We start from the raw sequence: 25287 nt of genomic DNA on the forward strand, positions 1-25287 counted from the left end.
CGGACTTCCTGGAGATGCAGGCACAAACGGCAACGGCGCCGGGCGGTCTCACCCGGCGCCGCGAGACAAAAGGTCAATTGCCTGGCGCGGTCCAAACCGCGTCGGAGATGCGGACCGCCTTCGGGATCAGGCCGAGCTTGTAGAAGCGGTCGGCGGTTGCCTGCTGGCTGGCGATGATCTCGTCGGTGATCGGAAAGATGCCGAATTTGCTGCGGTTGGCGGCGATGACCTGGGCGTCGAGCGGCACGCCGGTCACCTCGTGCAGCGCCTCGGCCACCTTGTCGCGGTTCTGATCGGCCCATTTCACCGCCTCGCCAAGTGCGGCGACGGTCGTGGTGATGGTTTCGGGATGCGCCTTGGCGAAATCCTTGTTGGCGAGGAAATAGGTGTTGACCTTGAGCACCTCGCTGGAGCGGGCCAGCACGCGCGGCTGGTAGCGCGTCTCGGCGATGGCGAAGAACGGATCCCAGACCGCCCAGGCATCGATCTGGTCGCTGGCGAAGGCGGCGGCCGCATCGGCGGGGCTGAGATAGATCGGCGTGATCTGATCGAACGGGACGCCGGCCTTCTCCAGCGCCGCCACAAGAAGATTGTGCGCGGAGGTGCCCTTGCCGACACCGACGCGCTTGCCCTTGAGGTCGGCGACCGACTGGACCGGCGAGGCCGGCTTGACGAAGATCGCCTCGCCGTCGCCATTGGACGGCAGGGCCGCGACATAGACGATGTTGGCGCCCGCCGATTGGCCGAAGATCGGCGGCGCGTCGCCGGTCCAGCCGACGTCGATGGCGCCGACATTGAGCGCCTCGACCAGCGGCGGCCCAGCGGTGAACTCGACCCACTTCACGGTGACGCCGGCAAACGCTTTCTCGATCACCTGCTGCTGCTTGGCGATCACTGGCAGGCTGGTCTTCTGATAGCCGATGCTGAGCTGCTTCAGCTCCTGCGCCGAAGCGCCGAACGACAGGGCAAGCGTCGCAGCGACAAGGCCGATGCCGAAAATGCGTCTCGTCAGATTGAACATGATCCCTCTCCTTCACTGCGGATCGGCGCCGGGAACATGTCCTCGCCGGTTGGATGAGAGGTTAGGCTAGGTAGTTCTATAAATTTAGTAGAGGAATGATTTTGCGAGTTAGCGCAAAGAGATGGAATTGATTTCTCCCTTTGGCGGGAAAGCGACGCTCGTCATTATCGCTGTGTTGGTGCCCCTCACTGCGACCAATACTGCCAAGCCCAGTAAAAACTCTCGTCGCGTGGCGGCAGGCGATCGCGGCTGGCCTGGAATTGGACCGGCGCCGGCGAGCGCCGGCTGTCCTGCCTCGCCGCTTTGTCATCGGACGCAAGGCCCAGCAGCCAGGCACCGAAATGGGCAAGTAGCACGGAGGCGGAATGGGTCATCGTCATTCTCCTGCGCTTGGTTTCATCATTCGCGCCCCGCCCACGGGACGAGCACGCGCTCGAGCCGGCGGATGATGAATTCGAGCACGAAGGCGATGGCCGCGATCACCAGAATGCCCATGATCACCACATCGGTGACCAGGAACTGCGCCGCCGACTGGATCATGAAGCCAAGCCCGCGCGTCGCCGCCACCAGTTCGGCCGCGACCAGCGTCGACCAGCCGGCGCCAAGCGCGATGCGCAGGCCGGTCAGGATCGACGGCAGTGCGCTGGGCAGGATGACGTGGCGGACCACTTGCGCGCGCGTCGCGCCGAGCGAGCGCGCCGCGTTGATGCGCTCCTGCGAAACGCCGCGAACACCTGACGCGGTCGACAGCGCCACCGGCGCCAGCATGGCAATAGTGATCACCAGGATTTTTGACGGCTCGCCGATGCCGAACCAGATGATGACCAGCGGCAGATAAGCGAGCGGCGGGATCGGCCGCAGGAATTCCAGCAGCGGATCGAAGATGCCGCGGCCGACGGTGCTGATGCCGATGGCGAGCCCGACCGGCACGCCGATGAGAAGGGCGGCGACGAGTGCTGCAAACACGCGGCCCAGGCTGGCAACGGCATGCTGCAACAGCGTCGCATCGACGAAGCCGTCTTTGGCGACAACGAAGAATTTGTTCCAGACGGCAGCAGGCGAGGGCAGGAACACCGGCGACACCAGCTGCAGGCGAGCCGACAACGCCCATACCGCCAGCACCACCAGGATGGTGACCGCGCTGATCATACGCGCCGAGACGCCTTTGCGCTTCGGGGTGGCCGGCGACCATGGCACCGACAGACCATCGACCTCATCGATCTTCTGGTTCGGCCGCCCGGTATAGGACGTCACGGTCATGCCGCCTCTCCTTCGAAGATGGCGTCGGTGAGTTCGCCACGCGCGGCCGCAAAGGCCGGGTCGGCCTTGATGGCGCGGATGGCCTCGCCCGAGACATAGCGCCTGGAGAAACCTGGTTCGAAGGTGCGCACCACGCGGCCCGGGCCAGGCGCCAGCACGACGATGCGGGTGGCAAGCACCAGCGCCTCCTCGATGCCGTGGGTGACCATCAGCACGCCGGCATGGCTTGCCGTCCAGAGGTCGAGCAGCGTCGTCTGCATGCGCTCGCGCGTCAGCGCGTCGAGCGCGGCGAGCGGCTCGTCGAGCAGCAGGAATTCTGGTTCGGCAGCGAGCGCGCGGGCAAGGCCGACACGCTGGCGCATGCCGCCGGACAGCTCCCAGATGTGCTTGTCGCCGGCGTCGGTGAGCTTGACCAGCGCCAGCAATTCGTCGGCGCGCCGCGCCCGTTCGTCCGGCCTGACACCGCGCAGCCTGAGCGCGAAGGCGACGTTTTCGCGCGCCGTCAGCCAGGGAAACAAGGCATCGTTCTGGAACACCACCGCCCGGTCGGAACCGGGTGCCGTGATCGGCTGGCCGTTGATCGTGGCACTGCCGCGCGACGGCGTTACCAGCCCGGCGGCGACGTTGAGCAGCGAGGTCTTGCCGCAGCCGGAACGGCCGACAAGGACGACGAAATCATCCTTGCCTACGTCGATCGACACCCACTCGACGGCCGGTGTCGGCTGGCCCTCATAATGGATCGAGATCTTGTCGAGCACGAGATGCGGCATGGGGCCTCTCAGAAGGAAATCCGACTGCCCCGGAACGGCTCCTCGTCAGCAGTTCCGGGGCAGGCGCGCGGCGTCAGGGAAGGACGCGCGGGTCTTGGAGCTGTGCGTGTCCGTCAAGACACACGTCTGGCGCTCAGTTCGAGGCCAGCGCCTCGGTGACGTATTTCGAGGTCACGTATTTCGAATAGTCCGGCAGCACGGCGTCGACCTTGCCCTGCTCCTTGAGGAAGGCGGAGGCCGCCGCGACCGCCTTGACCGTGCCGCCGCCGAGGAACTTGTCGGAGGCCTGCTCCTCGAGCGTCGGGAAGACGTAGCCCTTCAACAATTCCGGCACCTCTTCCAGCTTGGCGCCGGTGAGCTTGGCGATCTTGCCGGCCTGCGGCGACGACACCGACCAGGCGTCGGGCTTGGCGAGGTATTCGGCATAGGCGGCGCCCGTCACCTTGACGAAGTCGCGCACCGCTTCCGGGTTCTTCTCGGCAAAGTCGGTGCGCACGATCCAGGCGTCGAAGGTCGGCGCGCCCCAGGCGGCCACCTGCGAGGAATCCAGCACCACCTTGCCTGATGTCTTGATCTGGCCGAGCGCCGGATCCCAGACGTAAGCCGCGTCGATGTCGCCGCGGGCGAAGGCGGCGGCGATTTCCGGCGGCCTGAGATTGAGGATCTGGACCGACTTCGGATCGACATTCTCGTGCTTCAGCGCGGCAAGCAGGCTGTAATGCGTCGTCGAGACGAAAGGCACGGCGACCTTCTTGCCGGCGAGGTCGGCGACCTTTTCGATGCTGGCGCCGTTGCGGGCGACCAGCGCCTCGGACGGCCCGATCAGGCCGACGACGAAGATGGTCTGGATCGGCAGTTCGCGGCTGGCCGCCGCCGCCAGCGGGCTCGAACCGACATAGCCGATATCGACCGAGCCGGAGGCGACCGCGGCGATGACATCGGCGCCGGAATCGAATTTGCGCCAGTCGATCGTGGCCTTGGTGGCCTTTTCATAGGCGCCGTCGGCCTGCGGCACTTTGGAAGGCTCGACCACTGTCTGGTAGCCGATGGTGATCTTCAAATCTTCGGCCAGGGCCGGGCCGAGGAAGGCGGCGCCGGCAAGGGCGGCCGACGACAGAAGGAGAATGCGTCGCGAGATCGTGGACATCAAAGGGCTCCATGAAAACAGAGAAAACCGGATTGCCCTATAATAGTCAGCTAATTCTATCGTTCTTGTAGAGTTAAATCCTTCCAAGGAAGGCGGGTTTGTTGGAAAAAAGCTGTCGATGACTTGCCCCCAAGGCGGATGGGGAGGCTGTGGCGCGCCCGCTGTCACATCGCAGCACTGGCGTCAGGGGGCGAAATCATCGAGTTCGAACCCGTCCACCGAACGGTGGACGACGCGAAATCCCTTTTGTGGTGGTCTTTGGTCTACCCCTGTCCCCCAATCCAATGGCAGGGCGTTGGTTTCCCGCTAGGCAACGCTAAGCGGAAAGTCATCAAAAGTCAGTTAGCTGGACGTGGTGTCCGTAAAGAAAAAAGGGGTAGATGATGCCGATAGAAAGTTTCTCACCTGAATTTGCGCCAGATGGAAACGGAGGCTTCGTCGTAATATGCGAGCAACCCGGCGGAGGATGTATAGTAATACATCGTGTAGCTTCTGCTAGGGAAAATGTCGACTATTTCGTTTCCCCAGACAAGAATGGCGCGTTGTTTGCAAAAGATCTTTCCCAATTAACAGTAAGCATCAACGAGCTATTTCGAAAAACGCAAGAGGCGAGAGCAGATAAGAACGCAAAATTGGGAATACTATACACGCCGCGAGGCTGGATGCCAGTCTGGAAATATGAAAACTCGGATCACGCCCCACATCATAGGATAGAGCAGAGAATACCCTACGATTCACTGAGCAATGAAGAAAAAGAAAAACTCTTTTGGCTTGGGAAGCCCGAATAACTACAGTGCGCTCGAACGACTGCCGGTTGAAATGAACCCGCGTGAAGGGGACGCTTGAGTCGTCCCCTCTCGATTGGAACCCGACCGCGTCGAGCCTCTTTGACAGGCTGGACTGCTTGTAGGTCAGACCATGCCAGCTACGGGCGACGCCAGCGACGCGGCGAGCTGAACCAGCTCGGCCTGTCGCCGCACGCCGGTCTTCTCGAACAACCGCAGCAGATGCGTCCTGACCGTGCTGCGGCCGATGTCGAGAGCATCGGACGTCTCTTCCACGGTGCGGCCCGCCGCGATCTGTTCGAAGACGCGCGCCTCGGCCGGCGTCAGGCCGAACAGCGCCGCGACCAGCGCGGTCGGCGCGACAAAGGGCGTATCCGCGCGTGCGACAAACACCGCCGCGACCACGCTGGCATCGAACGCCCCGCGCCCCGGACGCAGCGGCAGCACGTGCAACGCTCCCGCCGAGCCGTCGCGCCAGCGTATTGGAACTCCCAACCCCTTGCGTCCGATGGCGCTCTCGTCCTGCGCTGCCTGGGACACCGCCACGGCCAGTGCGCTGGATACGGCGGAAACGCTGGCGGTGAGAACCCCGTTGCGGATGTTCAGCAGCTCGCCTGTGGCGACGATGTTCTGGGCAGCTGGATTGGCATGCACGACATGCAGATCGGCGGTGGTGAGAAAGATCGGCGCCGTCAGCGTGTCGAGCACCGTCTGGAAGGTCGACCGGGCAATCGCCGCCATGTCCAGCAGCCGGTTGATCGTCGCGGCGCGCTGGAGATGCGGGATCAACAATCGGGCGGCCTCGATCTGCAGATCGCTGATGGGAGGGGCATCGACATGGCGGCTGAAGGACAGCGAGCCGAGGCCACGCCCATCCCGCGCGAGCGGCAGTGCCAGGGAATCGATCATGCCTTGCGGTTTGCCGCACTCCACAAAATAGCGGTTCGTCGTGGTGTCGAGGTTGGGATTGAGCTGGCTCAACACCGCCGGCCGATCCATCGGCAACGAGCCTTCCACCGCCATGCCACCCCATAGCTCGACGATTTCAGCGCCGTAGCTGACCATCTGGTCGACATAGGGCTGCGGAATGTTGCTGGTCACGTTGAGCAGCACTTCGCCCGACGGCAACGCTTGCAGGCGGATGGCGGCGGTCCCGAAGCCAAGCGCGATGCGAATCTCATCGATCGCGACGGGCCAGCGCGCGGGATCGATCGCGGCGTCGTAGATCAGCCCGATCAGTTCGGACAACTGGGCCATCGAGAAAGCAGAGCGCATCGCACTATACCCTTGCCGTACGGCAACAAAATCTTTGCTGCATCGCAACAAAATGAACACATGACGCGGATTGGGCAAGCCCCATCATCTTGGGCGGTATCATCGAGCTTTGGCCGCCGCTATCCACCGAATGGTGGAAGACGCGGCATTTTCTTTGTGTTCGTTTGCGCCCGTCGGGTGCTGCGGTCCTGCGCGGAATTCGGGGGCATCGGTGTTTGCAAGGCGGGTGCTGTTCGGGGACGGCAGCACAACCGCCGAGTGCGCAACTGCTTGATTGTCAGCCCAGCCATGGCCGGAGCACCTCCCGCCCGGCCCGGCCATCGCGCGGGACCGGCAGCCGCCGGCAGGGGTCGATCAATTGGCAATGAAGCGAGGGCTTTGAGCGTGATTGCAGAAACGATTGGATGCGTGAGCGTATCGGAAGACGCCGCTGCCGAGACAAAAAACGAAACAGTCGCGACAAGGCGCCAAGGGCGAAAAGGCAATGGACTCGTTTCGGCCGCGACGGCGGTTTTCGGTGGGCTGGCATCCTCCCAAGTGCCGGCTCTCGGGACAGCGGTATTCGTGGCGGTCGCGGCCGCCGGCGTCGTCGCTTTCGCGCCAAGCCCAGCGCGCGCGGGAGTCATCTGCCAGGATTTCAATGGGCTAAATGGTGGAGCGGCTTTCGCGCAGACGTCACCCAGCGGCACGGCATGCGGAAGATCCGCCAATAGCGATGGTTTCCTCTCGACTGCGATAGGTGATGCCGCGGGTGCTTTCGGGGATAACAGCGTGGCGCTCGGCCTCAACGCGAGCGCCGGTGGACTTGTTTATGACCCGAACGCGGGCGGTCTAACCACCGACTATAACAATGCGAATACAACGGCCATCGGTACCGGAGCCCAGGCCGGCGCCAGCGCGATTGGCCAGGCCAACGCCACGGCGCTTGGTACTTCGGCCCAGGCGAACGCCGGGGACGCGACGGCCCTTGGCAGTTCGGCGCAGGCGAACGGCGGTAACGCCACGGCCCTTGGCAACGCGGCCAAGGCAAATGCCGTGAACGCCGTTGCCCTCGGCGCCGATGCGACAGCCAACTTCGAAAACTCCATCGCCATCGGCGTGGGCGCGACAACGACGCACGACAATCAGGTCATGCTTGGCAATGGCCTCAACACCTACACGCTGACCGGTGTTGCTTCGGCAGCCAGCAAGGCCGCACAGACCGGCCCCACCTATCTGTTGACGACGGACAGTAGCGGCAATCTGGCGGCGTCGACATTCGATGTCGCGACGCTTGCCAACCTGCCGGCACAGGTCGCCCAGAACAGCAGCGATATCAGCACTCTGAACAGCACGGTGAGCAGCCACACGACGGAACTCGCCGACCACGAGACGCGCATCACCAACAACACCAACGCGATTGCGGTGCACACCACCGAGATCGCGGACCTCGACACCAGGGTGACCACCAACACCAGCAACATCACCCAACTCGACGGCCGTGTCGGCGCGCTCGAGGCTGGTATCCAGAATCTCGGCGACCAGATCAGCGAAACCCGCACCGAAGCCCGCGCCGGCACCGCGCTGGCGCTGGCGACGGCGGGGCTGCGCTACGACGACAGGCCTGAAAAACTGTCGCTGGCCGGCGGCTTTGGCTATTTCAAGGGCCAATCGGGCCTGGCGCTCGGCCTTGGCTACAACACCAGCGAGGATTTCCGCCTCAACGCCGCTTTGTCGGCCACCACCAACCAAGGCGATGTCGGCGTCAGCGTCGGCGCATCGTGGACGCTGAACTGAGGCGGTCGGCGTGATGCGGGGTCTTCGGTTTCGGCGCGGCATGCCTTGCTGGCACAACAGAGGCGTCTGCGATCTTCAGGGCTCATCGAGTGCGAGGGGGCAGGCTTGAAAGAGCCGGCGGCGGTCGCGTCCAGGACCTGCGGACGCGACCGCCTGTTTTCCCCGCCCAAGGCTCGGTTCCGGGTCAGTTTCAGAGGTGACATGAGGCGCCGGCGATTTTTCTCGACAGAGCGGATGGCGCAGGCCGTGGTGACAGGCTTGCTGTCGGCTGGCCTTTTGGCGGCACCGTTGGACCTTGCGGCGGCTCAGACGAAAAAGACCGAAAAGGGCGACAAGGTCCATGCCGCCCGCCCGGCCAGCATCGACCGCAACGGCGTGCTGATCCTGATCCGCGGCACGCTGCTGGCGCTCGACCAGGCCAACAAGACCGGCAATTACACCGTGCTGCGCGATCTCGGCTCGCCGAATTTCCAGGCCAACAGTGCAGCCCAGCTTGGCGACATCTTCGCCAACCAGCGCAAGCAGGCGCTCGATTTCGGCGCTGTCGCCGTGCTCGATCCGCAACTGACCTTGCTGCCGCAGATCGAACCGAACGGCATGCTGCATATGGCGGGGTTTTTCCCGTCGGTGCCGCTGCAGGTCAATTTCGAGCTTTTGTTCGAGCCGGCCAACCGGCAGTGGAAAATCTACGGTGTGTCGGTCAACCTCTCCTCCGGAGCGCCGCAGGCGCCCGACACGCCCGTCGTCGAGCAGCAGAAACCGGACGATGCCGGCCCGCCGCCGGACGCGCCGTCCATGGCGGTGCAGCCGAAGAAGGCGGCGAAACCTTGACGCGAGTCGCCTTGAAGCACGCTGGGCCTACAGCAGCAGTTCCAGGCGCAGGGCGCTTGCCAGCAGCGACAGCGCGAAGACGAACAGGCCCGAACTGAAGACGAGATTGACGGTGCGCAGTCCTTTGGCGCTCAGCCGCTTGCGCAGGTGGTTGGTGGCCAGCGTCAGCGTTGTCCACCAGGTCGCCGAGCCGAGCAGCACGCCGACCGAGACAAGCGCCAGGGTTTGCCAGGACGGCAAGCCGGCCCCCAGGACCCCTGGCGTGAGCGTGAGGAAACCAAGCAGCGTCATCGGGTTGCCCAGCGTCCAGATCAGCCCCGTCAGATAGGCCCGGCCCGATGGCATGCGGCGCTGCAGGGACGTGTCCAGCGACGGTGTCAGCCGCGCCGCCGTCACCGACATGTAGAGCAGGAACATACCGGCGCAGAGTTGCAGCAGCATGTGCCAGCCCATCAGCATGTGCGCCACCGCCCCGAGCCCAACGGCGGCAATGGAGGCATAGACCGAATGTGTGGTCGCCGCCCCATAGCCGGTCGCCAGGCCGGGTACGATGCCGCCGGCGATCGTACGCTGCACGCATAAGAGCCCGGTGGGACCGATGGGCGCGGCGACCGCGAACCCCAGCAAGGCGCCCCGCATCATGCTGAGGAGAAGTTCCGACGTGCCCGACATGCTGACAGATCTTCCTTTTACCGCACGTCGTCGGAGGCCCCGGCCAGGCAACGCCTGGGCCAGATGCCAACCGTGGCTGGCAATGGTCACCCGCTTTCGTGAGCTGCTTCGACATTCTTCCGGTAGGACGGCCGTTGGCGGGGCTGACAAGCAAGTCGTCTTGAATCTCTCCAAGTATTAGTGAAATGTAATATTCCGTCCGCGCTATAGAGGCGCCATTCTGTCGCGTGAGTTGAAGACGTGACCGATGTGCTGGCGCATTCACTGGCGGGGAGAAAATCTAGAATTCTCCTGATGCGCGTCACATGCTTTGAACTCAGTCCAACTTCAAGCCGACGCACCCAATCACAAAACACATATCGCGGCGTCCACCATTTGGATTAGGCTTGACTCCCAGCTTCTATTTTTTTCTACTGACTTTCAGTTGGCTTTCGGTGCGCCCCCCCACCTCGATGTCGACTCCAGACACACAAGTCGCGAAGTCGAACGAGGATTGATCCCGTTGAAGCGATATCGGCGCAGCAGCATGCGATGTCTTACCGTGACCGCCAGCCATGTTGGTCAGCATGACTGACCGATCCTATCCGGCGGAGCGCATTTCAGAACTCATCGGCACCATCTACGATTGCGTCCTCGATCCCAGCCGATGGCCATCGGTCGTCGACAACATTCGGCGGGAGCTGGAGTTCTGCTATGCGGTTCTCGGCGTGTATCCGCTTCCGGGCGGCGAAGTTACGCTTGGCGTTGCGACGGGCATCGATTCGGTGAAACTTGGCGAGCTTCCCGCCTATGGCCAGGACCTGGTCGACCTCTGGGGCGGCGACATCAGGGTAAAGCAATATCCGCTCGAGGAGCCGATAGCGCAGTCCCAGGCCGTGCCGGATTCCGCGCTTGCAGCCAGCCGCTATTTTCTCGAATGGGCCCAGCCGCAAGGCGTGGTCGACGCGGTGGCGATCGGATTGGAGCGCAATACGCGCATGGTCTCCACGCTTTCGTTCGGCCGGCACGAGACGATCGGCATTGTCGGCAACGGGGAACTTGACGCCTTGCGTCTTTTGGCCCCGCACTTCCGGCGCGCCATCGCCATCGGCCAGATGCTCGAATTGCAATCGATTGCCGCCGCCAACGTGACATCGGTGCTGGAGAGCCTCTCGGTCGGCGTCGTGCTCGTCGATGAACTGATGGCCCTGATCCATGCCAACCCGGTCGCCGAGTCCATGCTGGCTCGCAAGGATCCGATCAAGGTCAGCAATGGCCGCGTTGTCGTCGCGGATGCCTCGCCTGCGATCGCGTCGGCGATAGAGGATGCGGTCGCCCAGGCGGCCGGCGACGAGTCAGCGCTCGGACGGCGCGGCGGCACTGGGTTTCCGACACGTGGCCTCTCGGGCGAGCCGCGCATCATTCATGTCCTGCCGCTGAAAAAGCGCGAAAGCCGTCCCGGCCTGTTCCGGCGGGCGACGGCGGCTCTATTCATCGCCCCGGTCGACAGACCGATAGGTCTTCCCTTCGATGCCTTCGCGGCCCTCTATGGCCTCACTCCCGCCGAGGTCAGGATCGCCGAAATGATCGTCGCCGGCCGCACCCAGCGAGAGATCGCGAAATCGCTTGGCCTGGCCAGCGCCACGGTGAAGACGCACCTTCTCCATGTTTTCGAGAAGACCGACGTCCGGCGCCAGGTCGACCTCGTCCGGCTTGTCGCATCCCTGGCGTCGCCGCTCTGACGGAGCGAAACATCACGGCACGCTGGTAGGGCTGCGTGATCACTGGATGTGGCGGTCGGTCGGTCACGAGCCCATGCATCTCCACCATTGGTGGATAAGACGAGTACGAGGGTGACGACGTCGAGAGACCGGCCGAGTTTGCCGAGCGCCTCGGGTTGCGAACGACAATTTCCTATTTTGCCGACACCAAGCAAAAACCATACCTCAAACAGCTGCGGAATTGACAAGCCGTTCCGCGTGTTCGAGGGTAAGTATAGTATCCTTATCGACATGAGCGAATTGGAGGCGACGATGAGCGGGCACCCCAGCACCATGATCGCTCACGGCATGCACCGGCTCCCGGCGCTGCTTGAGTCGGCAGGCGACACGGCTGTCCCGCGGGAAACCATTTGTCGCCTTCTTGCCGTTGCAGTGCATTTCTGTGCTCTTAATGGCACAAAGGCCGGTTAAAATGGCTACAGCGGCTTGAAAACGAAGCAAATTCAACGTTTCTCGGCTTGTATATCATGTCACTAGAATTTATGTGTCATGGATGCTTGGGCGCGGCGGGGAGGCTCGCCAGGCGTTTCGCAGGGATGGCCCGGCCATCGCATGACAGAGAAACGTTGGTTCTATGCTCACCAAAAAAGGCAAGTACGGCCTCAAGGCGCTGGTCCACCTGGCGCACATGCCGGTCGGGCAGCTCGCTTTCGTCGGCGATATCGCCACCGGCAACAACATTCCGAAGAAATTTCTCGACGCCATCCTGGGCGAGCTGCGCAATGCCGGCTTCGTCCAGAGCCGCAAGGGCAAGGATGGCGGCTACCGCCTGGCGCGGCCGGCCGACGAGATCAAGGTCGGCCATGTCGTGCGCGTCCTCGATGGGCCGCTCGCCCCAATTCCCTGCGCCAGCCGCACACAATATCAGCGCTGTGAAGACTGCAACGAGGCGACATGCCAAGTCCGACATCTGATGCTCGAGGTCCGGCAGGCGATCGCCGAGGTGCTCGATCAGCGCAGCCTCGCCGAAATGCGCGACATTGTCCTCGACGACCTTACGGTCGCGAGGGGAATCAACGAGCTTCCCGTCACGGTGAAGGTCCAGGCCTGACGTCTCGCACTCTACGGCGGCGCGCATGAGCGGGCGCGCCAATTCCATTATCATTGTCGGCGGCGGCGCCTCGGGCGTCGTAATGGCCGCGCATCTCCTGAAATCGGCCAATCCGGATCTGCGCGTCACGCTGATCGAAAAGCGCCCGCATTTCGGCCAGGGCATCGCCTATTCGACGCTGCTGTCGGCGCATGTGCTGAATGTGAGCGCTGCCGGCATGAGCGCCTATGCCGACGATCCCGGCAATTTCTGGCGCTGGCTGCAGGGGCGTGGCCTGGTCGACCAGGAGCAGACGCCACAGACACCGTTCTACGCGCCGCGCAGCATCTATGCCCGTTATCTCGGCGAGCTGCTCGACGAACTCGAAGCGCGCGAGCAGCCGACCGGGCGGCTGCGCCTGACCCATGAAGAGAGCCTGTCGATCACGCCGACCGCGTCCGGTGTCGAGGTGGCGCTCGCCAACGGCACCAGCGTCGTTGCCCATCTGGCCATACTCGCCACCGGCCATGACGAACAGCCGGCGCAAGGCCATGCGGTCCGCATGGGCTCGGAAGCCGACACCGCTCTCGATCCGGACAGCCCGGTCATGGTGCTGGGCACCGGCCTCAGCATGGTCGACGCGTTCCTGGCGCTGGAACAGCGCGGCCACACGGGCAAGATCGTCGCCGTGTCCCGGCGCGGCCTGCTGCCGTCGCCGCACCGCAAGGGCAATCCGATCAAGCTCGATGTCGCCGACATTCCGCTCGGCACCCAGCTTTCCTATTTCGTCGGCTGGTTCCGCGACCTGATCCGCGAGAACCAGAAGGCCGGCATCGACTGGCGCGATGTCGTCGACGGTCTCAGGCCGTTCAACCAAAAAATCTGGCAGAACTGGCCGGCTTCGGCCAAGCGCCGCTTCGTCGAGCACACCAAGGCCTGGTGGGACATCCACCGCCACCGCATGGCGCCGGAGGTCTACGCCAAGGTGACGCAAGCGGTGCAATCCGGCCGCATCCGGCTTGTCGCCGGCCGCGTCGTCGGCATCACGCCGGGCGAGGCTTTCAGCATCGACGTCCAGTCGCGCCACAGCCAGCTTGTCGAGACCTTCGACGCCGCCCGTATCTATGATTGCTCAGGGATCGTGCGGGACATTTCGACCTCGTCGAACAGCGTGGTGCGCTCCCTGGTCGACCGCGGGCTCGCGCGGCCGGATCCGATGCGCATCGGCCTCGACGTGTCGGCCAATTGCGAGATCATCGCCAACGACGGCGCGGTCTCGCGAAAGATCCTTGCCGTCGGCCCGCTAACGCGCGGCACCTTCTTCGAGATCGACGCCATCCCCGACATCCGCGTCCAGTGCGCGCGGCTGAGCAAGCAGTTGCTGGGGTAGGTGCTGGTTGGTCTTCAGCCGCCCAGCGCCTCGCACACCAGGCGTGCGGTCTCGGCGCCGGAAAAATTCTGCTGGCCGGTGATCAGATTGCCGTCGCGTATGGCAAAGCCGCGCCACAGCCCAGCCTGGACATAGTTGGCGCCGATTGCCTTCAACTCATCTTCGATCCGCCAAGGCATCAGATGTTTTCCGCGCTCGAGCGCGCCCATCTCCAAGGTCGCCCTGTCGGCGAAATCCTCCTCGGCATTGGCGAAACCGGTCACCGTCTTGCCGGTGACGAGCAGCGACCCGTCGGCGCGCCTGGCGTAGCGCAGCAGCGCGGTGCCGTGGCAGAGGGCGGCGGCTACTTTGCCGGCTTCATGGAAGGCGACGAATGTCCGTTGCAGGTCGGTCGCGCGGTCGTAGCTGAACATCGGCGCCTGACCGCCGGCGACGACGATCGCGTCGAAACTGTCGATATCGATCTCGGCCACCGGCCGCGTGTTGTCGACCAGAGCCGCCAGTTTCGGGCTCGACAGGAAGCCGAGCGAGATGAGGTCTGTCTCGGAGTAACCCGAGGGGTCACGCGGGTCGCTCAGCGCGTCGGCCTCGCATCTTCCGCCCTCGGGGGAGAAGATCTCCACCGCGTAGCCGCGTTCGGTGAAGGCGAACCACGGATGCGTCAGCTCGCTCCACCAGAAGCCGACCGGCCAGCCGGTCGTGGTCGAGATGGCCGGATTGGCGATGACGATCGCGACGCGTTTCGGCCTCAGCGCATTGACCGGATTGGCATCCCTGACACTCATCTTGGCTCTCCCTTTGTGAAGCTGTCGCCGACAAAGCCGGGCTCTGCAATCTGGCCATATGGCGGGGCAAAATCCGCTTTCGCCAAGGCGGTACCTTGCTTAGAATCGGTGCCATGACCCAACGCGGAAGACTCTATGGCTGCCCGGTCGAGTTCGCGCTCGACGCGCTGGGCGGCAAGTGGAAAACGGTGATCATCGCGCGGATCAAGCAAGGCCCGCTGCGCTATTCCGAGCTGCGCCGGCTGATCCCCTCGCTGTCCGACAAAATGCTGACGCAGCGGCTCGCCGATCTCGTCGAGATCGGCTTCGTCGCGCTCGAGCCGTCGCCCGACGGCAAGGCACGTTACGCCTTGACCGAGCGCGGCCACGATCTGGCCACAGCACTGCAGGCGCTCTACGACTGGGGCAGCGTGCATGGCCGTGCCGAGGGTGTGCGCTTCCGCACCGACATCGACGCAGCCGCCTGACAAGGCTATCTCCCGGCATCGGCAAGCGCGCCGCAATAGCCGGAGACATCGGTGATGATGGCTTCGCCGAGGTAACGCAGGGTCGCCATCGAGCGGTCGCGCGCTTCGCGGTTGCCGAAGCCGCAGGCGTCCTCGATCACGACAGCCGTAAAGCCATTGTCGGTCGCCTGGCGAACGGTCGGCTCGATGCCGATCTCCATGGCGATGCCGGCTATGGCTATGGCGCGCACGCCGCAATCGCTGAGCGCAAAGCCAAGCGGCGTGGAATCGAAGGCCGACATGGTCAGCTTGTCGAACACCGCTTCATCAAGGCGTGGCGCGAGTTCGGGGACGATCTCGGTCGCTTCGGCGTCGCGCAAAAACCACGGCTCGACGCTGTCCGGGCTGTCGCGCCGCTGCCAGGCCATGGCGGTGCACAGCTGGGTGGCGCCCATCCATTTGCGCGGCAAGGACAGATGGCGCGTGAACGCCACCCGCATGCCGGCCGAGCGGGCGGCCTCAAGCACGATGCCGGTGCGCTCGACGATCTCGGCCGCGCCGGCGATCTGGCGGCAGATGCCGACCTGCATGTCGTAGACCACCAGCGCCATGCGGTTGGGATCGCACCATTCCGCCAAATTGGTCGGGATCTCGATACCCTCGCTCGACCGGATCATGCGGCGGTCCGGTCCCAGGGCTTGGCGATGTCGACGCTAGGGTCGAACAGATATTCGAGCGGCAAGGGTGCGGCGTCGAAGGCGAGGAAATGCCATTCCAGCAAGCCAGCCTTCGACAGCGGGAAGTCGTCGGTGTAGCGCCTGGCTTCCTCGACGCTGTCGAGCTCGAAGACGATGATGACGCCGCCGACATCGGCGCGCGCATAGTTTTCGCGCACGATGCCGGCCTTCCACAGCCGCCAGACATTCGACACTTCGTCGCGCAGATAAGGCTTGAGGTCGTCGAGGGTGACGCCGGGCTTGAAGTTGTCATAGGCGATGATCTTCATCGGCTGTCTCCTCTTGGGATGTCCGGATCGCGCGGCCCGCTTGTTTCGGCTGGCATCCCGTTCGGCTAGCATGTCGAAAATGGCTGCTTCAACGAACGAGATGGTTCGTTGAAGCGGCGGGCCGAATGCCCTTTCGTGGCGCGGCATCCGGCAGGGAGGAGACAAGAGAATGGTCATCGAGCACCTGAACCCGAAGGGCATGCACAGCAACCCGGCCTATTCGCAGGGGGTGGCGCTGCCGGCCTCGGCACGCATCGTGCTGGTCGGCGGCCAGAACGGTGTCGACGCCGATGGCCAGATCGTCGGCAAGGGCGACATCGCAGCGCAGACCAAGCAGGCGCTCGCCAATCTGGCGATGGTGCTCGAAGCCGGCGGCGCCAGGCTGGAAGACCTTGTCCGCCTGTCGATCTACATTGTCGGCGATGCCGACATCAGGCCGGCCTTCGGCGTCTGGATGGCGTTCTGGGCAGATCGCGGGCCGCCGCCGGTGGTGACAGGCATACGCGTGCTCGGCCTCGCCAATCCGGACTTCCTGATCGAGATCGAGGGCCAGGCCGCGGTCGAGGCATAATAGATTTAGCACCGCTTGGAATTTCATTCCTCGTCTGGCTGTCTGATTGGCACGTTCTATCTTCTTTCCCGCGACAAACGGCTGGAAAAGAGGCTACGCTGCCGCTCTGCCCCCGAGCCGGTCGCTTTGATCGATCATGGAGCATCTGAATGAGCGAGCAGAAGGTCGCCGCGCCTGACAGCGGCCCCTCGGAAAGCGCAACGTCCCGCCTGCGGCCGCCCTACAAGTCGGTTCTCGACCTGATCGGCCAGACGCCGGTGGTCGAGCTGACCAAATTCGACACCGGAAAATGCCGGCTGTTCATCAAGCTCGAAAGCCAGAACCCCGGCGGCTCGATCAAGGACCGCATCGCGCTGTCGATGATCGCGGCGGCCGAGAAAGAGGGCAGGCTGAAGCGTGGCGGCACCATCGTCGAGGCGACCGCCGGCAATACAGGCCTCGGCCTTGCCCAGGTCGGCATTCCCAAGGGCTACCGCATCGTGCTCGTCGTGCCCGACAAGATGTCGCGTGAAAAGATCCAGCATCTGCGCGCCCTGGGCGCCGAGGTGCGCATGACGCGTTCGGATGTCGGCAAGGGCCATGCCGAATATTACCAGGACATGGCCGAGAAGATCGCCGCCGAAGTGCCCGGCGCCTTCTATGCCAACCAGTTCGCCAATCCGGCCAATCCGCTGGCGCATGAGACGACCACCGGCCCGGAAATCTTTTCGCAGCTCGATGGCGACGTCGATGCGGTGGTCGTCGGCGTCGGCTCGGGCGGCACGCTGACCGGACTTGGCCGCTACTTTGCCAAGGTTTCGCCGAAGACGGAGATGGTGCTGGCCGATCCGGTCGGCTCGGTGCTGGCGCCGTTGATCAAGACCGGCAAGATGGAAGAGGCCGGCAGCTGGACGGTGGAAGGCATCGGCGAGGATTTCGTGCCGCCCAATGCCGATCTGTCGCTGGTCAAAAAGGCCTATTCGATATCAGACAAGCAAAGCATGCTGGCGGTGCGCGATCTCCTGTCGCGCGAAGGCATCCTGGCTGGGTCGTCATCGGGCACGCTGTTGTCGGCGGCGCTGCGCTATTGCCGCGAGCAGACAGTGCCCAAGCGCGTCGTCACCTTCGTCTGCGACAGCGGCAACAAATATCTGTCAAAGGTGTTCGACGATTTCTGGCTGGCCGAACAGGGCCTGGCCGAGCACGAGCAGCATGGCGATCTGCGCGACCTGGTCATGCGCTCGCACCGCACCGGCGATACCGTTTTCGTCGGGCCGGACGAGAGCCTGCTCAACGCCTATGGCCGCATGCGCCGCTCGGATGTGTCGCAGCTGCCGGTGCTCGATGAGGGCAAACTGGTCGGCATCGTCGACGAAAGCGATATTCTTGCTCATGTCGACGGTCCCTATGACGGGCGCTGGGAGCGTTTCAACGGCCCGGTGCGCACGGCAATGACCTCCAATCTGCACACGCTGCAGGCCAGCCAGACGCTGGATGCGCTGCTGCCGGTGTTCGACCGCAACGAGGTCGCCATCATCTTCGACGGCGACGAGTTCGTCGGCCTGATAACCCGCATCGACCTGATCAACCATCTGAGGCGCGCACGATGACCAAACACACTCCGCCAGCCGGCAAGAACCGCCTGGCCTTTTCGACGCGCACCATCCATGGCGGCCAGAGCCACGACCCGCTGACCGGTGCGGTGATGGTGCCGATCTACGCCACCTCGACCTACGGCCAGCAGTCGCCCGGCGTGCACAAGGGGTTTGAATACGCCCGCAGCCAGAACCCGACCCGCTTTGCCTTCGAGCGCGCCGTCGCTGATCTCGAAAGCGGCACGGCCGCCTTCGCCTTCGCCTCCGGCCTGGCGGCGATCTCGACGGTGCTGGAACTGCTCGATAGCGGCGCGCACATCGTCGCCACCGACGACATCTATGGCGGTTCGTTCCGGCTGATGGAGCGGGTGCGAAAACGCTCGGCCAATCTGCAGGTCTCTTTCGTCGACTTCACCGACCTTGCGGCGGTGGAAGCGGCGATCCGGCCGGAGACGAAACTGCTGTGGGTCGAGACGCCGACCAACCCGCTGCTGCGCATCGTCGACCTCGAAGGCGTCGCCGCGCTGGCCAAACGCAAGGGCATCCTGTCGGTCGCCGACAACACGTTTTGCAGCCCGTATATTCAGCGGCCGCTGGAACTCGGCATCGACATAACAGTCCATTCGACGACAAAGTATCTCAACGGCCATTCCGACATGGTCGGCGGCGTCGCCGTGGTCGGCGACAACAAGGATCTCGCCGCCCAGCTGAAATTCCTGCAGAATGCCATCGGCGCCATATCGGGCCCGTTCGACAGTTTTCTCGCCTTGCGCGGGCTGAAGACGCTGGCGCTCCGGATGGAGCGGCATTCCGAAAACGGGCTGAAGATCGCGCAGTGGCTGGAAGCCCGCAAGGATGTGCGCCGGGTGATCTATCCAGGCCTCGCCAGCCACCCGCAGCACGCCATCGCCGTCCAGCAGATGCACGCCTTCGGCGGTATGATCTCTGCTGTGCTCGACCGCGACCTAGCCGGCACAAAACGCTTCCTCGAACGCACGCAATTGTTCACGCTGGCCGAAAGCCTCGGCGGGGTGGAGAGCCTGATCGAACATCCGGCGCTGATGACGCATGGATCTATTCCCGCGGACAAGCGGGAAGAGATCGGCATTTCGGATTCGCTGGTGCGGCTGTCGGCGGGGATCGAGGATGGCGATGATCTGATCGCGGATCTGGAGCAGGCGCTGGGGGGATAGAAGGCGCCATGGTTGGCTATCAACCCGATTGACCTCGCGCGCCATTCGCCCGAGATGTAGCGCCCATGGCCACGCGCGACCTGCCTAAACCCATCGAACCCCTCACCTTCGCGGTGCTGGTCTTCCCTGGCTTTCCGATGATGGCGTTCAGTTCCGTCATCGAGCCGTTGCGCGCCGCCAATGTGCTGGCGAAGCGGCAGTGCTATCGCTGGATCATTGTCGGCGGCACGAAAGGTACGATCGAGGCTTCGAATGGCGTCGTCATCCAGCCAGGTTTTTACGCCGAGGATGCGCCCAAGGTCGACCGCATCGTCGTGTGCTCGGGTGGCGATGCCGATCATCTCGTCGCCGAGGACGCGGCGAGCTGGATCCGCCGCAGCCTGCGCAATGGCGCCCATATCGGCGCGGTGGCGGATGCGGCCTTTTTCCTCGCCCGCGCGGGCCTGCTCGACGGCCATGCCTGCACCTTGCACTGGACCAGCCAGGCCGCCTTCACCGAGGCGTTTCCGACAATCGAGCTGCGCCGCGACCTCTATGTCATCGACCGCAAGCGCTTTACCTCGGCCGGCGGCGTCGGCAGCCTCGACATGATGCTGGAGATCATCACCCGCGACTATGGCGCCGAGCTTGCCGCCGGTGTCGCCGAATGGTTCGTGCACAGCCAGCTGCGTTCCAGCGTCGACCGCAAGCTGATGCCGCTACGCCTGCGCACCGGGGTGCAGAACGAGCTGGTGCTGTCGGCCATCGCCATTATGGAAGACGCGGTGGAGGAGCGGCTCGGCATGGCTGAACTGACCGCGCGGCTCGGCGTGTCGTCCGACAAGCTCGAACGCTCCTTCCGCTCCGAACTCGCCATCTCACCCAACGGCTATTACCGGCGGCTCAGGCTGAAGCGCGCCGCCGATCTGCTGGCACATTCGACGCTCGCCGTGCGCGACGTTGCGCTGGCCTGCGGCTTTGCCTCGATGTCGAGCTTTGCCCGGGCGTTTCGCGAGGAGCATGGCCATCCGCCGAAGCTGGCGAGGCGGCATTAGGGCCAGAATTGGCTGGTTGCCGTCAACGGCCGAAACGACCAGAAAGCGGAGCATCAAACCCGCGATCCGAAGGAACCGTGCCACTTGGGATACGTCAATAACGTTCCATCTTCTACACGGGGCATTAAGGCGACAGGTGTATTCTGAATCCTGGAAGATTCTGCCGAGAGTAAAATGTACATCTTGATCGGTGACAAACGAGCTGTCGTAAGATTGCCTATTATCGTTGGCACTATTGCTATCTTTTTCATCCTCCTACTCTGGTCGATCGGACAGGCCTCGACATCAAACTCCGTGATCGTGATGAACTTGTGTTTTGTCCTGGGATTAGGTGCAATCTATTTTTGCCTTCGCCTTGATCATCAAGAAAGCGTGTGGAGACCTTGGGCGACTTTTTTAGACTCACCCATCCAATTTGCGATATTTTTGTACATGATTTACAGCTCGTTGGGGCTGTTGTTTATAATGCGAGACAGAATTTCGAATACCTTACCCCAGTTTTCGCTCGCGTTGATTTTCTTGCTGACGGTCTTTCCGGACGCGCTCCTTTTTCTGCGCGCAAGAGCAGGCAATGGGCTCCCCGTCTATGAAAAGGCAAATCGTGTTGCCTTTTGGATGTTGATCATCATTCTCTTTATTCCGTTCGCTGTGGGATTCCTGGCGAGAGATTAATGACGCCTCCGGCCTAGACACTTTGAGGTGTGACCACGAGAGCGTAGAGACGCAAATTTTCATCGTCCGATTTGGGTCAAGCTCGATCGTTCGGATTGATTCGTTTTGGCCGAAGTGCAGCGGCATTCCGCACAACAAATGCGGTTTTCCGCACAATGCTTTCGCCCCTCCTGCGCCATGGTCAGGCCTCATAATCAAGCCAAGGCCAGGCACCCCATGAGCATCGTCGTATTCGACCCCGACAGCACCGAAGACGTCGACTTCAAGGACCGCATGCGCCACCCCGCGGCGGCCGATCCGGCGGGCGGCATGTGGCTGTCGGACACCGAGCCGTCCTTCATCGATGCAGACGCGTTGCGCAAAGGCCGGTTGGCCAAATTGCGCGGCTGGATGCGCGACGCGGGTTATGGCGGCGTCGTCTTGTTCGACCCCTACAATCAGCGCTACGCCACCGGCTCGCGCAACATGTTCGGCTATTTCCTGCGCAACTCGACCCGCTATTTCTTTATTCCGACCGAAGGGCCGATCGTGTTGTTCGAATATCCGCAGAGCTATCATGTCTCGATGGTGCTCGACACGATCGACGAGGCGCGGCCATCCAAGCTGGTCTGGTCGTCGGTCTCCGGTCGCGACGACGAGACCGCCGGCCCGTTCGCCGACGAGATCACCGAGCTTTTGAAGAAGCACGGCGGCGGCTCGATGAAGCTCGGGCTCGACCGCTGCAGCCATTTGCAGGCGCTCGCTTTGGAGAAGCGCGGCTGTGAGGTCCGCGATTGCCAGGGCGAAATCCTGGCGGTGCGTGCGGTCAAGACGCCGGAGGAAGTGAAGTGTCTGCAGGTGTCGATGGCGGGCGCTGAAGCCGCCGTCTATGCGGTGCGCGAGGCGATCAAGCCTGGCGTTTCCGAAAATGATTTGTTCGCCATCATGTATGGCGAGGTGATCCGCCAGGGCGGCGAGTTCATCGAGACGCGACTGCTGACATCGGGCCAGCGCACCAATCCGTGGTTCAACGAGGCCAGCGGCCGCAAGATCCGGCCCGGCGAATTGCTGGCGCTCGATACCGACACGATCGGCTGCTACGGCTATTATTCCGATTTCTCACGCACCTTCCGTTGCGGCCCGGGCAAGCCAACGCCTTACCAGAAATCGCTCTACCGCATGGCGCACGACCAGGTTCAGCACAACATTTCGATTGTCAAACCCGGCATGGCGTTTCGTGAGATTGCCGAGAAGGCGTGGAAAATCCCGGACCGTTTTGTCGACCAGCGCTACACCTCGGTCATGCACGGCGTCGGCATGCATGGCGAGACACCGTTCATCGCGCATGCCATGGACTACGAGACCTATGGCCGCGACGGCCATATCGTGCCAGGCATGGTGGTGAGCGTGGAAAGCTATATCGGCGAGAAGGGCGGCCGCGAAGGCGTCAAGCTGGAGGACGAGATCCTGATCACCGAGACCGGTACCGAGCTGCTGTCGCGCTTTCCCTATGAGGATGAGTTTCTGGCGTGAAGGCTCCCATCACCATCAAACGCGGCACGGTGGCCGCTGTCTTCATCGACCTGCAAGAAGAGCACCGGCAGGACAAGCGCTATCTGGTCGAGGACTTTGCCGGCATCCTGGCCAACGTCCAGCGCCTGCAAACAGCGGCGCGGCAGAACGATGTGCCACTTTATCACTGGGCCTATATCGTCGATCTCGACAAGCAGGACCGGCCCTTTCATCCGCTCGATGCCGACGGCAAGTCGGCTTTTTCGGACAAGAGCGATCCGCTGACCGAGATCTGCCATGAGGTGGCGCCGGCCAAGGACGAGGCGCTGCTGATCAAGGCCGAAGCCAGCGCTTTTCGCAGCGGCCCGGCGGCCGATCGGCTCAAGGCTTCCGGCATTGAATGGCTGGTCGTTGCCGGCGTGTGGACCGAGGCCTGTATCGACGCCACCGTCAAGGACGCGGTGGCCAGGGGATTTCGCGTGCTTCTGGTCAAGGATGCCTGCGGCAGCGGCAGCGCGGCCATGCACCAGACCGGTATCCTCAATCTCGCCAACCGGCTCTATGGCGGCGCCGTCACCGACACCGACGGTGCCTGCCGGCTGCTGGCCGGCGAGACGGTCGTCGCCTGGCAGGTCGAAGGCTCGGTGCCGCTGCGCTTCAGTTTTGACAATGCGGCCTCGCTCTACGCCGATCTATGACAGCAGACGACATGAGCGGCCGCGGCAAATACGAAACACGGCTCGATCCGGCGCTGTGGGCCTATATAGACAGCGTCAACGCCTGGTATCCGCCCGAGATCATCGGCCTGCCGATCGACAGGCAGCGCGACGTCTATGACCGGATGTGTCGGGCCTTTCACCGGGGTCGCCCATCAGGGGTCAAGGCCAGCGACGGCCTGATCGCGGCCTCGGATCACGGCATCCCGATCCGCCACTACCAGCGCGCCGGCAAGGCCGCGCGGGCGACAGTGCTTTATTTCCATGGCGGCGGTTTCATTCTCGGCGGGCTCGACAGCCATGACGACATCTGCGCCGAGCTCTGCGCCGGCAGCGGTTTCGACGTACTGTCGGTCGATTACCGGCTGGCGCCGGAGCATTTGCATCCGGCCGCCTTCGACGATGCGATGGCGGCCTTTGCATGGGCGGCGGCGGCCAGCGACCTGCCGCTAGTGCTGTGCGGCGAGAGCGCCGGCGGCAATCTCGCCGCGGCCGTCGCGCAAGCGACGCGCAAGCATGTCAGGGTAGCGATCGGCCAGGTGCTGATCTATCCCGGCCTCGGCGGCGATGAATGCGCCGGTTCCTATGTCGAGCATGCCGAGGCACCACTGCTGTCCGTCGGCGATATCGCCTTCTACCGCGACGTCCGCTCGGCCAAGCGGCAATTGCCTGACGACCCGACCTTTTCACCATTGCGCGACAGCGACTTTTTCGGCCTGCCGCCGACGGTGATCATCACGGCCGAATGCGACCCGCTGTCGTCCGATGGCGAGGCCTATCGGGACCGCATTGTTGCGGCCGGCGGCAAGGCGTGGTGGCATGAGGAGCCTCGTCTCGTGCACAGCTTCCTGCGCGCCCGCACGACCGTGCCGGCAGCGGCAGACGCTTTTGGCCGCATCATCGCGGCGGTTGCGGCACTGGGGCGGGGCGAGTGGCCGTATCTATGAGGAAGCTTTCAGCCACAGCGCCTTTTCGCCGAGCGTGGCGACCATGGCGGCATGGGCCGCGCGCTCTGCTTCAGTCAGGCGCGGCAGCAGCGGCCTCGGGCGTTGGGCGACGATGATTTCGATGTGCCGGATATTTTCGCCCTGCGCCGGCGCGGTGGCGCTGTCGAGGATGAGCGCCGCCTGCTTGCCGCCGATCAGCTCGATATAGACCTCGGCCAGCAGTTCGGAATCGAGCAAGGCGCCGTGCTTGGTGCGCTTCGTGTTGTCGATGCCGTAGCGCCGGCAGAGCGCGTCGAGCGAATTGGGGCCCATCGGATGCTTGCGGCGCGCCAGCGCCAGCGTGTCGACGACAAGGCCGGGATCGACATTGGGATGGCCGAGCCGGCCGAATTCGACATTGAGGAAGCCGATGTCGAAGGTGGCGTTGTGGGCAACCAGCTTGGCGCCGTCGGTGAAGGTCAGCCACTCCTGAGCGATGTCGGCGAAGGTCGGCTTGCCCTGAAGATCCGCCGCGCTGATGCCGTGCACGGCCTGCGCCTCGGCGTGGATCGCCCGCCCTTGCGGGTTGATGTAGTGATGGAACGTCCTGCCGGTCGGGAAGCGATTGACGAGCTCGACGCCGCCCAACTCGATTACGCGGTCGTCGCGCGAATCAAGGCCGGTGGTTTCGGTATCGAAGATGATCTCGCGCATCGAATCAGTCCGTTCTAAGCAAGCAGAATCATACAGCGGAACAAAATGGCAATGGCAATGCCTGTTTTGCCTTCTCCCCTTGTGGGAGAAGGTGGATCGGCGCGCAGCGCCGAGACGGATGAGGGGTGTTCCAGTGGAGTGAGACGTTGGTGGATCTACTTTGGTTCGACCCGCAGTTGCCGTCGTCGCCAAGCTGGAACACCCCTCATCCGTCGCCTTCGGCGACACCTTCTCCCACAAGGGTGTTTGGACCGGTGACATCGCGAACAGGTGTGCGAGGACATCGCGAACAGTTTTGCGCTTTTTGCGCGAGGGGGTTCGGGATGCCATTCGAGGACAGAAGCGCTATGAGACAGAAGGAAGAGTTCGTGCGCCTGGCGCTAGCGCCTGGGGCGAATGTGAGCCTTTTGTGCCGGCGCTTCGGTATCGGCCGGACCTGTGG

At 63.4% G+C, this 25287-nt stretch carries 26 protein-coding genes; 15 read left to right on the plus strand and 11 right to left on the minus strand.

The annotated features are described in order from the left end of the window. Positions 1–73: 73 nt before the first annotated feature. The 5 genes from AC1D05_RS31965 to tauA form a co-directional block, all read right to left on the minus strand. A complete protein-coding gene (locus tag AC1D05_RS31965; RefSeq protein WP_477446450.1) occupies positions 74–1021 on the minus strand; it encodes a sulfonate ABC transporter substrate-binding protein in 948 nt (315 codons plus the stop codon). A 185-nt stretch (positions 1022–1206) separates the two neighbouring features. Continuing rightward, positions 1207–1395 carry a hypothetical protein gene (locus AC1D05_RS31970; RefSeq protein ID WP_477446452.1) on the minus strand — a complete coding sequence of 63 codons (189 nt, stop codon included), beginning with the start codon at positions 1393–1395 and terminating at the stop codon, positions 1207–1209. Between the two features lie 25 nt (positions 1396–1420). Then, positions 1421–2281 (minus strand): ABC transporter permease subunit, encoded by an 861-nt coding sequence (locus AC1D05_RS31975; RefSeq protein ID WP_477446454.1) that lies wholly within the window; start codon positions 2279–2281, stop codon positions 1421–1423. Continuing rightward, positions 2278–3051 carry a taurine ABC transporter ATP-binding protein gene (locus AC1D05_RS31980; RefSeq protein ID WP_477446455.1) on the minus strand — a complete coding sequence of 258 codons (774 nt, stop codon included), beginning with the start codon at positions 3049–3051 and terminating at the stop codon, positions 2278–2280. The genes AC1D05_RS31975 and AC1D05_RS31980 overlap by 4 nt, the downstream gene beginning before the upstream one ends. Before the next feature lie 133 nt (positions 3052–3184). Continuing rightward, entirely contained in the window at positions 3185–4198 is a 1014-nt protein-coding gene (tauA, locus tag AC1D05_RS31985) for a taurine ABC transporter substrate-binding protein (RefSeq protein WP_477446457.1), read from the minus strand. Positions 4199–4578: 380 nt separating this feature from the next. On the opposite strand from tauA, the gene AC1D05_RS31990 reads away from it, so the two are divergent. Continuing rightward, positions 4579–4986, plus strand: coding sequence for a hypothetical protein (locus AC1D05_RS31990; protein ID WP_477446459.1), 408 nt, complete (start codon positions 4579–4581; stop codon positions 4984–4986). 123 nt (positions 4987–5109) lie between these two features. Here AC1D05_RS31990 and AC1D05_RS31995 read toward each other — a convergent pair whose 3' ends face one another. Then, positions 5110–6231, minus strand: a complete 1122-nt coding sequence (locus AC1D05_RS31995; RefSeq protein ID WP_477446461.1) for a helix-turn-helix transcriptional regulator — start codon at positions 6229–6231, stop codon at positions 5110–5112. 591 nt (positions 6232–6822) lie between these two features. Between AC1D05_RS31995 and AC1D05_RS32000 the strand changes: the two genes are divergently transcribed. Together AC1D05_RS32000 and AC1D05_RS32005 are read left to right on the plus strand one after the other, a co-directional pair. Further along, positions 6823–8034 (plus strand): YadA-like family protein, encoded by a 1212-nt coding sequence (locus AC1D05_RS32000; protein WP_477446463.1) that lies wholly within the window; start codon positions 6823–6825, stop codon positions 8032–8034. 234 nt (positions 8035–8268) lie between these two features. Beyond that, positions 8269–8865: a hypothetical protein gene (locus AC1D05_RS32005; RefSeq protein ID WP_477446465.1), complete on the plus strand. Its 597-nt coding sequence runs from the start codon at positions 8269–8271 to the stop codon at positions 8863–8865. Between the two features lie 27 nt (positions 8866–8892). On the opposite strand, the gene AC1D05_RS32010 is transcribed toward AC1D05_RS32005, so the two are convergent. Then, entirely contained in the window at positions 8893–9537 is a 645-nt protein-coding gene (locus AC1D05_RS32010; RefSeq protein ID WP_477446467.1) for a LysE family translocator, read from the minus strand. A 566-nt stretch (positions 9538–10103) separates the two neighbouring features. Here AC1D05_RS32010 and AC1D05_RS32015 point away from each other — a divergent pair. The 3 genes from AC1D05_RS32015 (at position 10104) to AC1D05_RS32025 (ending at position 13717) form a co-directional block, all read left to right on the plus strand. Next, positions 10104–11258 (plus strand): helix-turn-helix transcriptional regulator, encoded by a 1155-nt coding sequence (locus AC1D05_RS32015; RefSeq protein WP_477446469.1) that lies wholly within the window; start codon positions 10104–10106, stop codon positions 11256–11258. A gap of 613 nt (positions 11259–11871) precedes the next feature. Continuing rightward, positions 11872–12348 carry an RrF2 family transcriptional regulator gene (locus tag AC1D05_RS32020; RefSeq protein ID WP_477446471.1) on the plus strand — a complete coding sequence of 159 codons (477 nt, stop codon included), beginning with the start codon at positions 11872–11874 and terminating at the stop codon, positions 12346–12348. 25 nt (positions 12349–12373) lie between these two features. After that, complete coding sequence (locus tag AC1D05_RS32025; RefSeq protein WP_477446473.1) at positions 12374–13717, plus strand: FAD/NAD(P)-binding protein; 1344 nt, start codon at positions 12374–12376, stop codon at positions 13715–13717. Between the two features lie 14 nt (positions 13718–13731). Here the strand turns inward: AC1D05_RS32025 and AC1D05_RS32030 are convergent, their stop codons facing one another. Further along, positions 13732–14502 (minus strand): type 1 glutamine amidotransferase domain-containing protein, encoded by a 771-nt coding sequence (locus AC1D05_RS32030; RefSeq protein WP_477446475.1) that lies wholly within the window; start codon positions 14500–14502, stop codon positions 13732–13734. 113 nt (positions 14503–14615) lie between these two features. Here AC1D05_RS32030 and AC1D05_RS32035 point away from each other — a divergent pair, with 113 nt between their 5' ends. Continuing rightward, entirely contained in the window at positions 14616–14969 is a 354-nt protein-coding gene (locus tag AC1D05_RS32035; protein WP_477446477.1) for a winged helix-turn-helix transcriptional regulator, read from the plus strand. Between the two features lie 5 nt (positions 14970–14974). Here the strand turns inward: AC1D05_RS32035 and AC1D05_RS32040 are convergent, their stop codons facing one another. Together AC1D05_RS32040 and AC1D05_RS32045 are read right to left on the minus strand one after the other, a co-directional pair. Continuing rightward, positions 14975–15625 carry a cysteine hydrolase family protein gene (locus tag AC1D05_RS32040; protein ID WP_477446479.1) on the minus strand — a complete coding sequence of 217 codons (651 nt, stop codon included), beginning with the start codon at positions 15623–15625 and terminating at the stop codon, positions 14975–14977. Beyond that, positions 15622–15954 (minus strand): hypothetical protein, encoded by a 333-nt coding sequence (locus tag AC1D05_RS32045; protein ID WP_477446481.1) that lies wholly within the window; start codon positions 15952–15954, stop codon positions 15622–15624. The genes AC1D05_RS32040 and AC1D05_RS32045 overlap by 4 nt, the downstream gene beginning before the upstream one ends. 169 nt (positions 15955–16123) lie before the next feature. Here AC1D05_RS32045 and AC1D05_RS32050 point away from each other — a divergent pair, with 169 nt between their 5' ends. The 8 genes from AC1D05_RS32050 to AC1D05_RS32085 all read left to right on the plus strand — a co-directional run bounded on the left by AC1D05_RS32050 (position 16124) and on the right by AC1D05_RS32085 (position 24152). Beyond that, the gene (locus tag AC1D05_RS32050) at positions 16124–16525 is read left to right on the plus strand and encodes a RidA family protein (RefSeq protein ID WP_477446483.1); all 402 of its coding nucleotides are present in this window, start codon (positions 16124–16126) and stop codon (positions 16523–16525) included. A gap of 149 nt (positions 16526–16674) precedes the next feature. Then, positions 16675–18114, plus strand: coding sequence for a pyridoxal-phosphate dependent enzyme (locus tag AC1D05_RS32055; protein ID WP_477446485.1), 1440 nt, complete (start codon positions 16675–16677; stop codon positions 18112–18114). Further along, the gene (locus tag AC1D05_RS32060) at positions 18111–19292 is read left to right on the plus strand and encodes a trans-sulfuration enzyme family protein (protein WP_477446487.1); all 1182 of its coding nucleotides are present in this window, start codon (positions 18111–18113) and stop codon (positions 19290–19292) included. Before AC1D05_RS32055 ends, AC1D05_RS32060 begins: the two co-directional genes overlap by 4 nt. Before the next feature lie 65 nt (positions 19293–19357). Beyond that, positions 19358–20326, plus strand: coding sequence for a GlxA family transcriptional regulator (locus AC1D05_RS32065; RefSeq protein ID WP_477446489.1), 969 nt, complete (start codon positions 19358–19360; stop codon positions 20324–20326). A 174-nt stretch (positions 20327–20500) separates the two neighbouring features. Then, entirely contained in the window at positions 20501–20998 is a 498-nt protein-coding gene (locus tag AC1D05_RS32070) for a hypothetical protein (protein ID WP_477446491.1), read from the plus strand. 216 nt (positions 20999–21214) lie between these two features. After that, a complete protein-coding gene (locus AC1D05_RS32075; RefSeq protein ID WP_477446493.1) occupies positions 21215–22510 on the plus strand; it encodes a M24 family metallopeptidase in 1296 nt (431 codons plus the stop codon). Then, positions 22507–23187, plus strand: a complete 681-nt coding sequence (locus tag AC1D05_RS32080) for an isochorismatase family protein (protein ID WP_477446495.1) — start codon at positions 22507–22509, stop codon at positions 23185–23187. The genes AC1D05_RS32075 and AC1D05_RS32080 overlap by 4 nt, the downstream gene beginning before the upstream one ends. Positions 23188–23198: 11 nt before the next feature. Further along, positions 23199–24152: an alpha/beta hydrolase gene (locus tag AC1D05_RS32085; protein WP_477446497.1), complete on the plus strand. Its 954-nt coding sequence runs from the start codon at positions 23199–23201 to the stop codon at positions 24150–24152. Here AC1D05_RS32085 and dnaQ read toward each other — a convergent pair. Further along, on the minus strand, positions 24147–24845 hold the full coding sequence (dnaQ, locus tag AC1D05_RS32090) for a DNA polymerase III subunit epsilon (RefSeq protein WP_477446499.1): 699 nt from the start codon (positions 24843–24845) through the stop codon (positions 24147–24149). The genes AC1D05_RS32085 and dnaQ overlap by 6 nt on opposite strands. Positions 24846–25287: the final 442 nt, after the last annotated feature.

Source organism: Mesorhizobium sp. P2_E9 (assembly GCF_056403815.1).

Excerpts from the sequence above, each read along its gene's own strand:
- AC1D05_RS31970 (WP_477446452.1), bottom strand. The coding sequence starts at position 1,395 with ATGACCCATTCCGCCTCCGTGCTACTTGCCCATTTCGGTGCCTGGCTG.
- AC1D05_RS31965 (WP_477446450.1), bottom strand. The coding sequence starts at position 1,021 with ATGTTCAATCTGACGAGACGCATTTTCGGCATCGGCCTTGTCGCTGCG.
- AC1D05_RS31975 (WP_477446454.1), bottom strand. The coding sequence starts at position 2,281 with ATGACCGTGACGTCCTATACCGGGCGGCCGAACCAGAAGATCGATGAG.
- AC1D05_RS32040 (WP_477446479.1), bottom strand. The coding sequence starts at position 15,625 with ATGATCCGGTCGAGCGAGGGTATCGAGATCCCGACCAATTTGGCGGAA.
- AC1D05_RS32070 (WP_477446491.1), top strand. The coding sequence starts at position 20,501 with ATGTACATCTTGATCGGTGACAAACGAGCTGTCGTAAGATTGCCTATT.
- AC1D05_RS32065 (WP_477446489.1), top strand. The coding sequence starts at position 19,358 with ATGGCCACGCGCGACCTGCCTAAACCCATCGAACCCCTCACCTTCGCG.
- AC1D05_RS32045 (WP_477446481.1), bottom strand. The coding sequence starts at position 15,954 with ATGAAGATCATCGCCTATGACAACTTCAAGCCCGGCGTCACCCTCGAC.
- tauA (WP_477446457.1), bottom strand. The coding sequence starts at position 4,198 with ATGTCCACGATCTCGCGACGCATTCTCCTTCTGTCGTCGGCCGCCCTT.
- AC1D05_RS32035 (WP_477446477.1), top strand. The coding sequence starts at position 14,616 with ATGACCCAACGCGGAAGACTCTATGGCTGCCCGGTCGAGTTCGCGCTC.
- AC1D05_RS32010 (WP_477446467.1), bottom strand. The coding sequence starts at position 9,537 with ATGTCGGGCACGTCGGAACTTCTCCTCAGCATGATGCGGGGCGCCTTG.
- AC1D05_RS32055 (WP_477446485.1), top strand. The coding sequence starts at position 16,675 with ATGAGCGAGCAGAAGGTCGCCGCGCCTGACAGCGGCCCCTCGGAAAGC.
- AC1D05_RS32060 (WP_477446487.1), top strand. The coding sequence starts at position 18,111 with ATGACCAAACACACTCCGCCAGCCGGCAAGAACCGCCTGGCCTTTTCG.
- AC1D05_RS32050 (WP_477446483.1), top strand. The coding sequence starts at position 16,124 with ATGGTCATCGAGCACCTGAACCCGAAGGGCATGCACAGCAACCCGGCC.
- AC1D05_RS32085 (WP_477446497.1), top strand. The coding sequence starts at position 23,199 with ATGAGCGGCCGCGGCAAATACGAAACACGGCTCGATCCGGCGCTGTGG.
- AC1D05_RS32075 (WP_477446493.1), top strand. The coding sequence starts at position 21,215 with ATGAGCATCGTCGTATTCGACCCCGACAGCACCGAAGACGTCGACTTC.
- AC1D05_RS32030 (WP_477446475.1), bottom strand. The coding sequence starts at position 14,502 with ATGAGTGTCAGGGATGCCAATCCGGTCAATGCGCTGAGGCCGAAACGC.
- dnaQ (WP_477446499.1), bottom strand. The coding sequence starts at position 24,845 with ATGCGCGAGATCATCTTCGATACCGAAACCACCGGCCTTGATTCGCGC.
- AC1D05_RS32020 (WP_477446471.1), top strand. The coding sequence starts at position 11,872 with ATGCTCACCAAAAAAGGCAAGTACGGCCTCAAGGCGCTGGTCCACCTG.
- AC1D05_RS32005 (WP_477446465.1), top strand. The coding sequence starts at position 8,269 with ATGGCGCAGGCCGTGGTGACAGGCTTGCTGTCGGCTGGCCTTTTGGCG.
- AC1D05_RS31990 (WP_477446459.1), top strand. The coding sequence starts at position 4,579 with ATGATGCCGATAGAAAGTTTCTCACCTGAATTTGCGCCAGATGGAAAC.
- AC1D05_RS32015 (WP_477446469.1), top strand. The coding sequence starts at position 10,104 with ATGACTGACCGATCCTATCCGGCGGAGCGCATTTCAGAACTCATCGGC.
- AC1D05_RS31980 (WP_477446455.1), bottom strand. The coding sequence starts at position 3,051 with ATGCCGCATCTCGTGCTCGACAAGATCTCGATCCATTATGAGGGCCAG.
- AC1D05_RS32025 (WP_477446473.1), top strand. The coding sequence starts at position 12,374 with ATGAGCGGGCGCGCCAATTCCATTATCATTGTCGGCGGCGGCGCCTCG.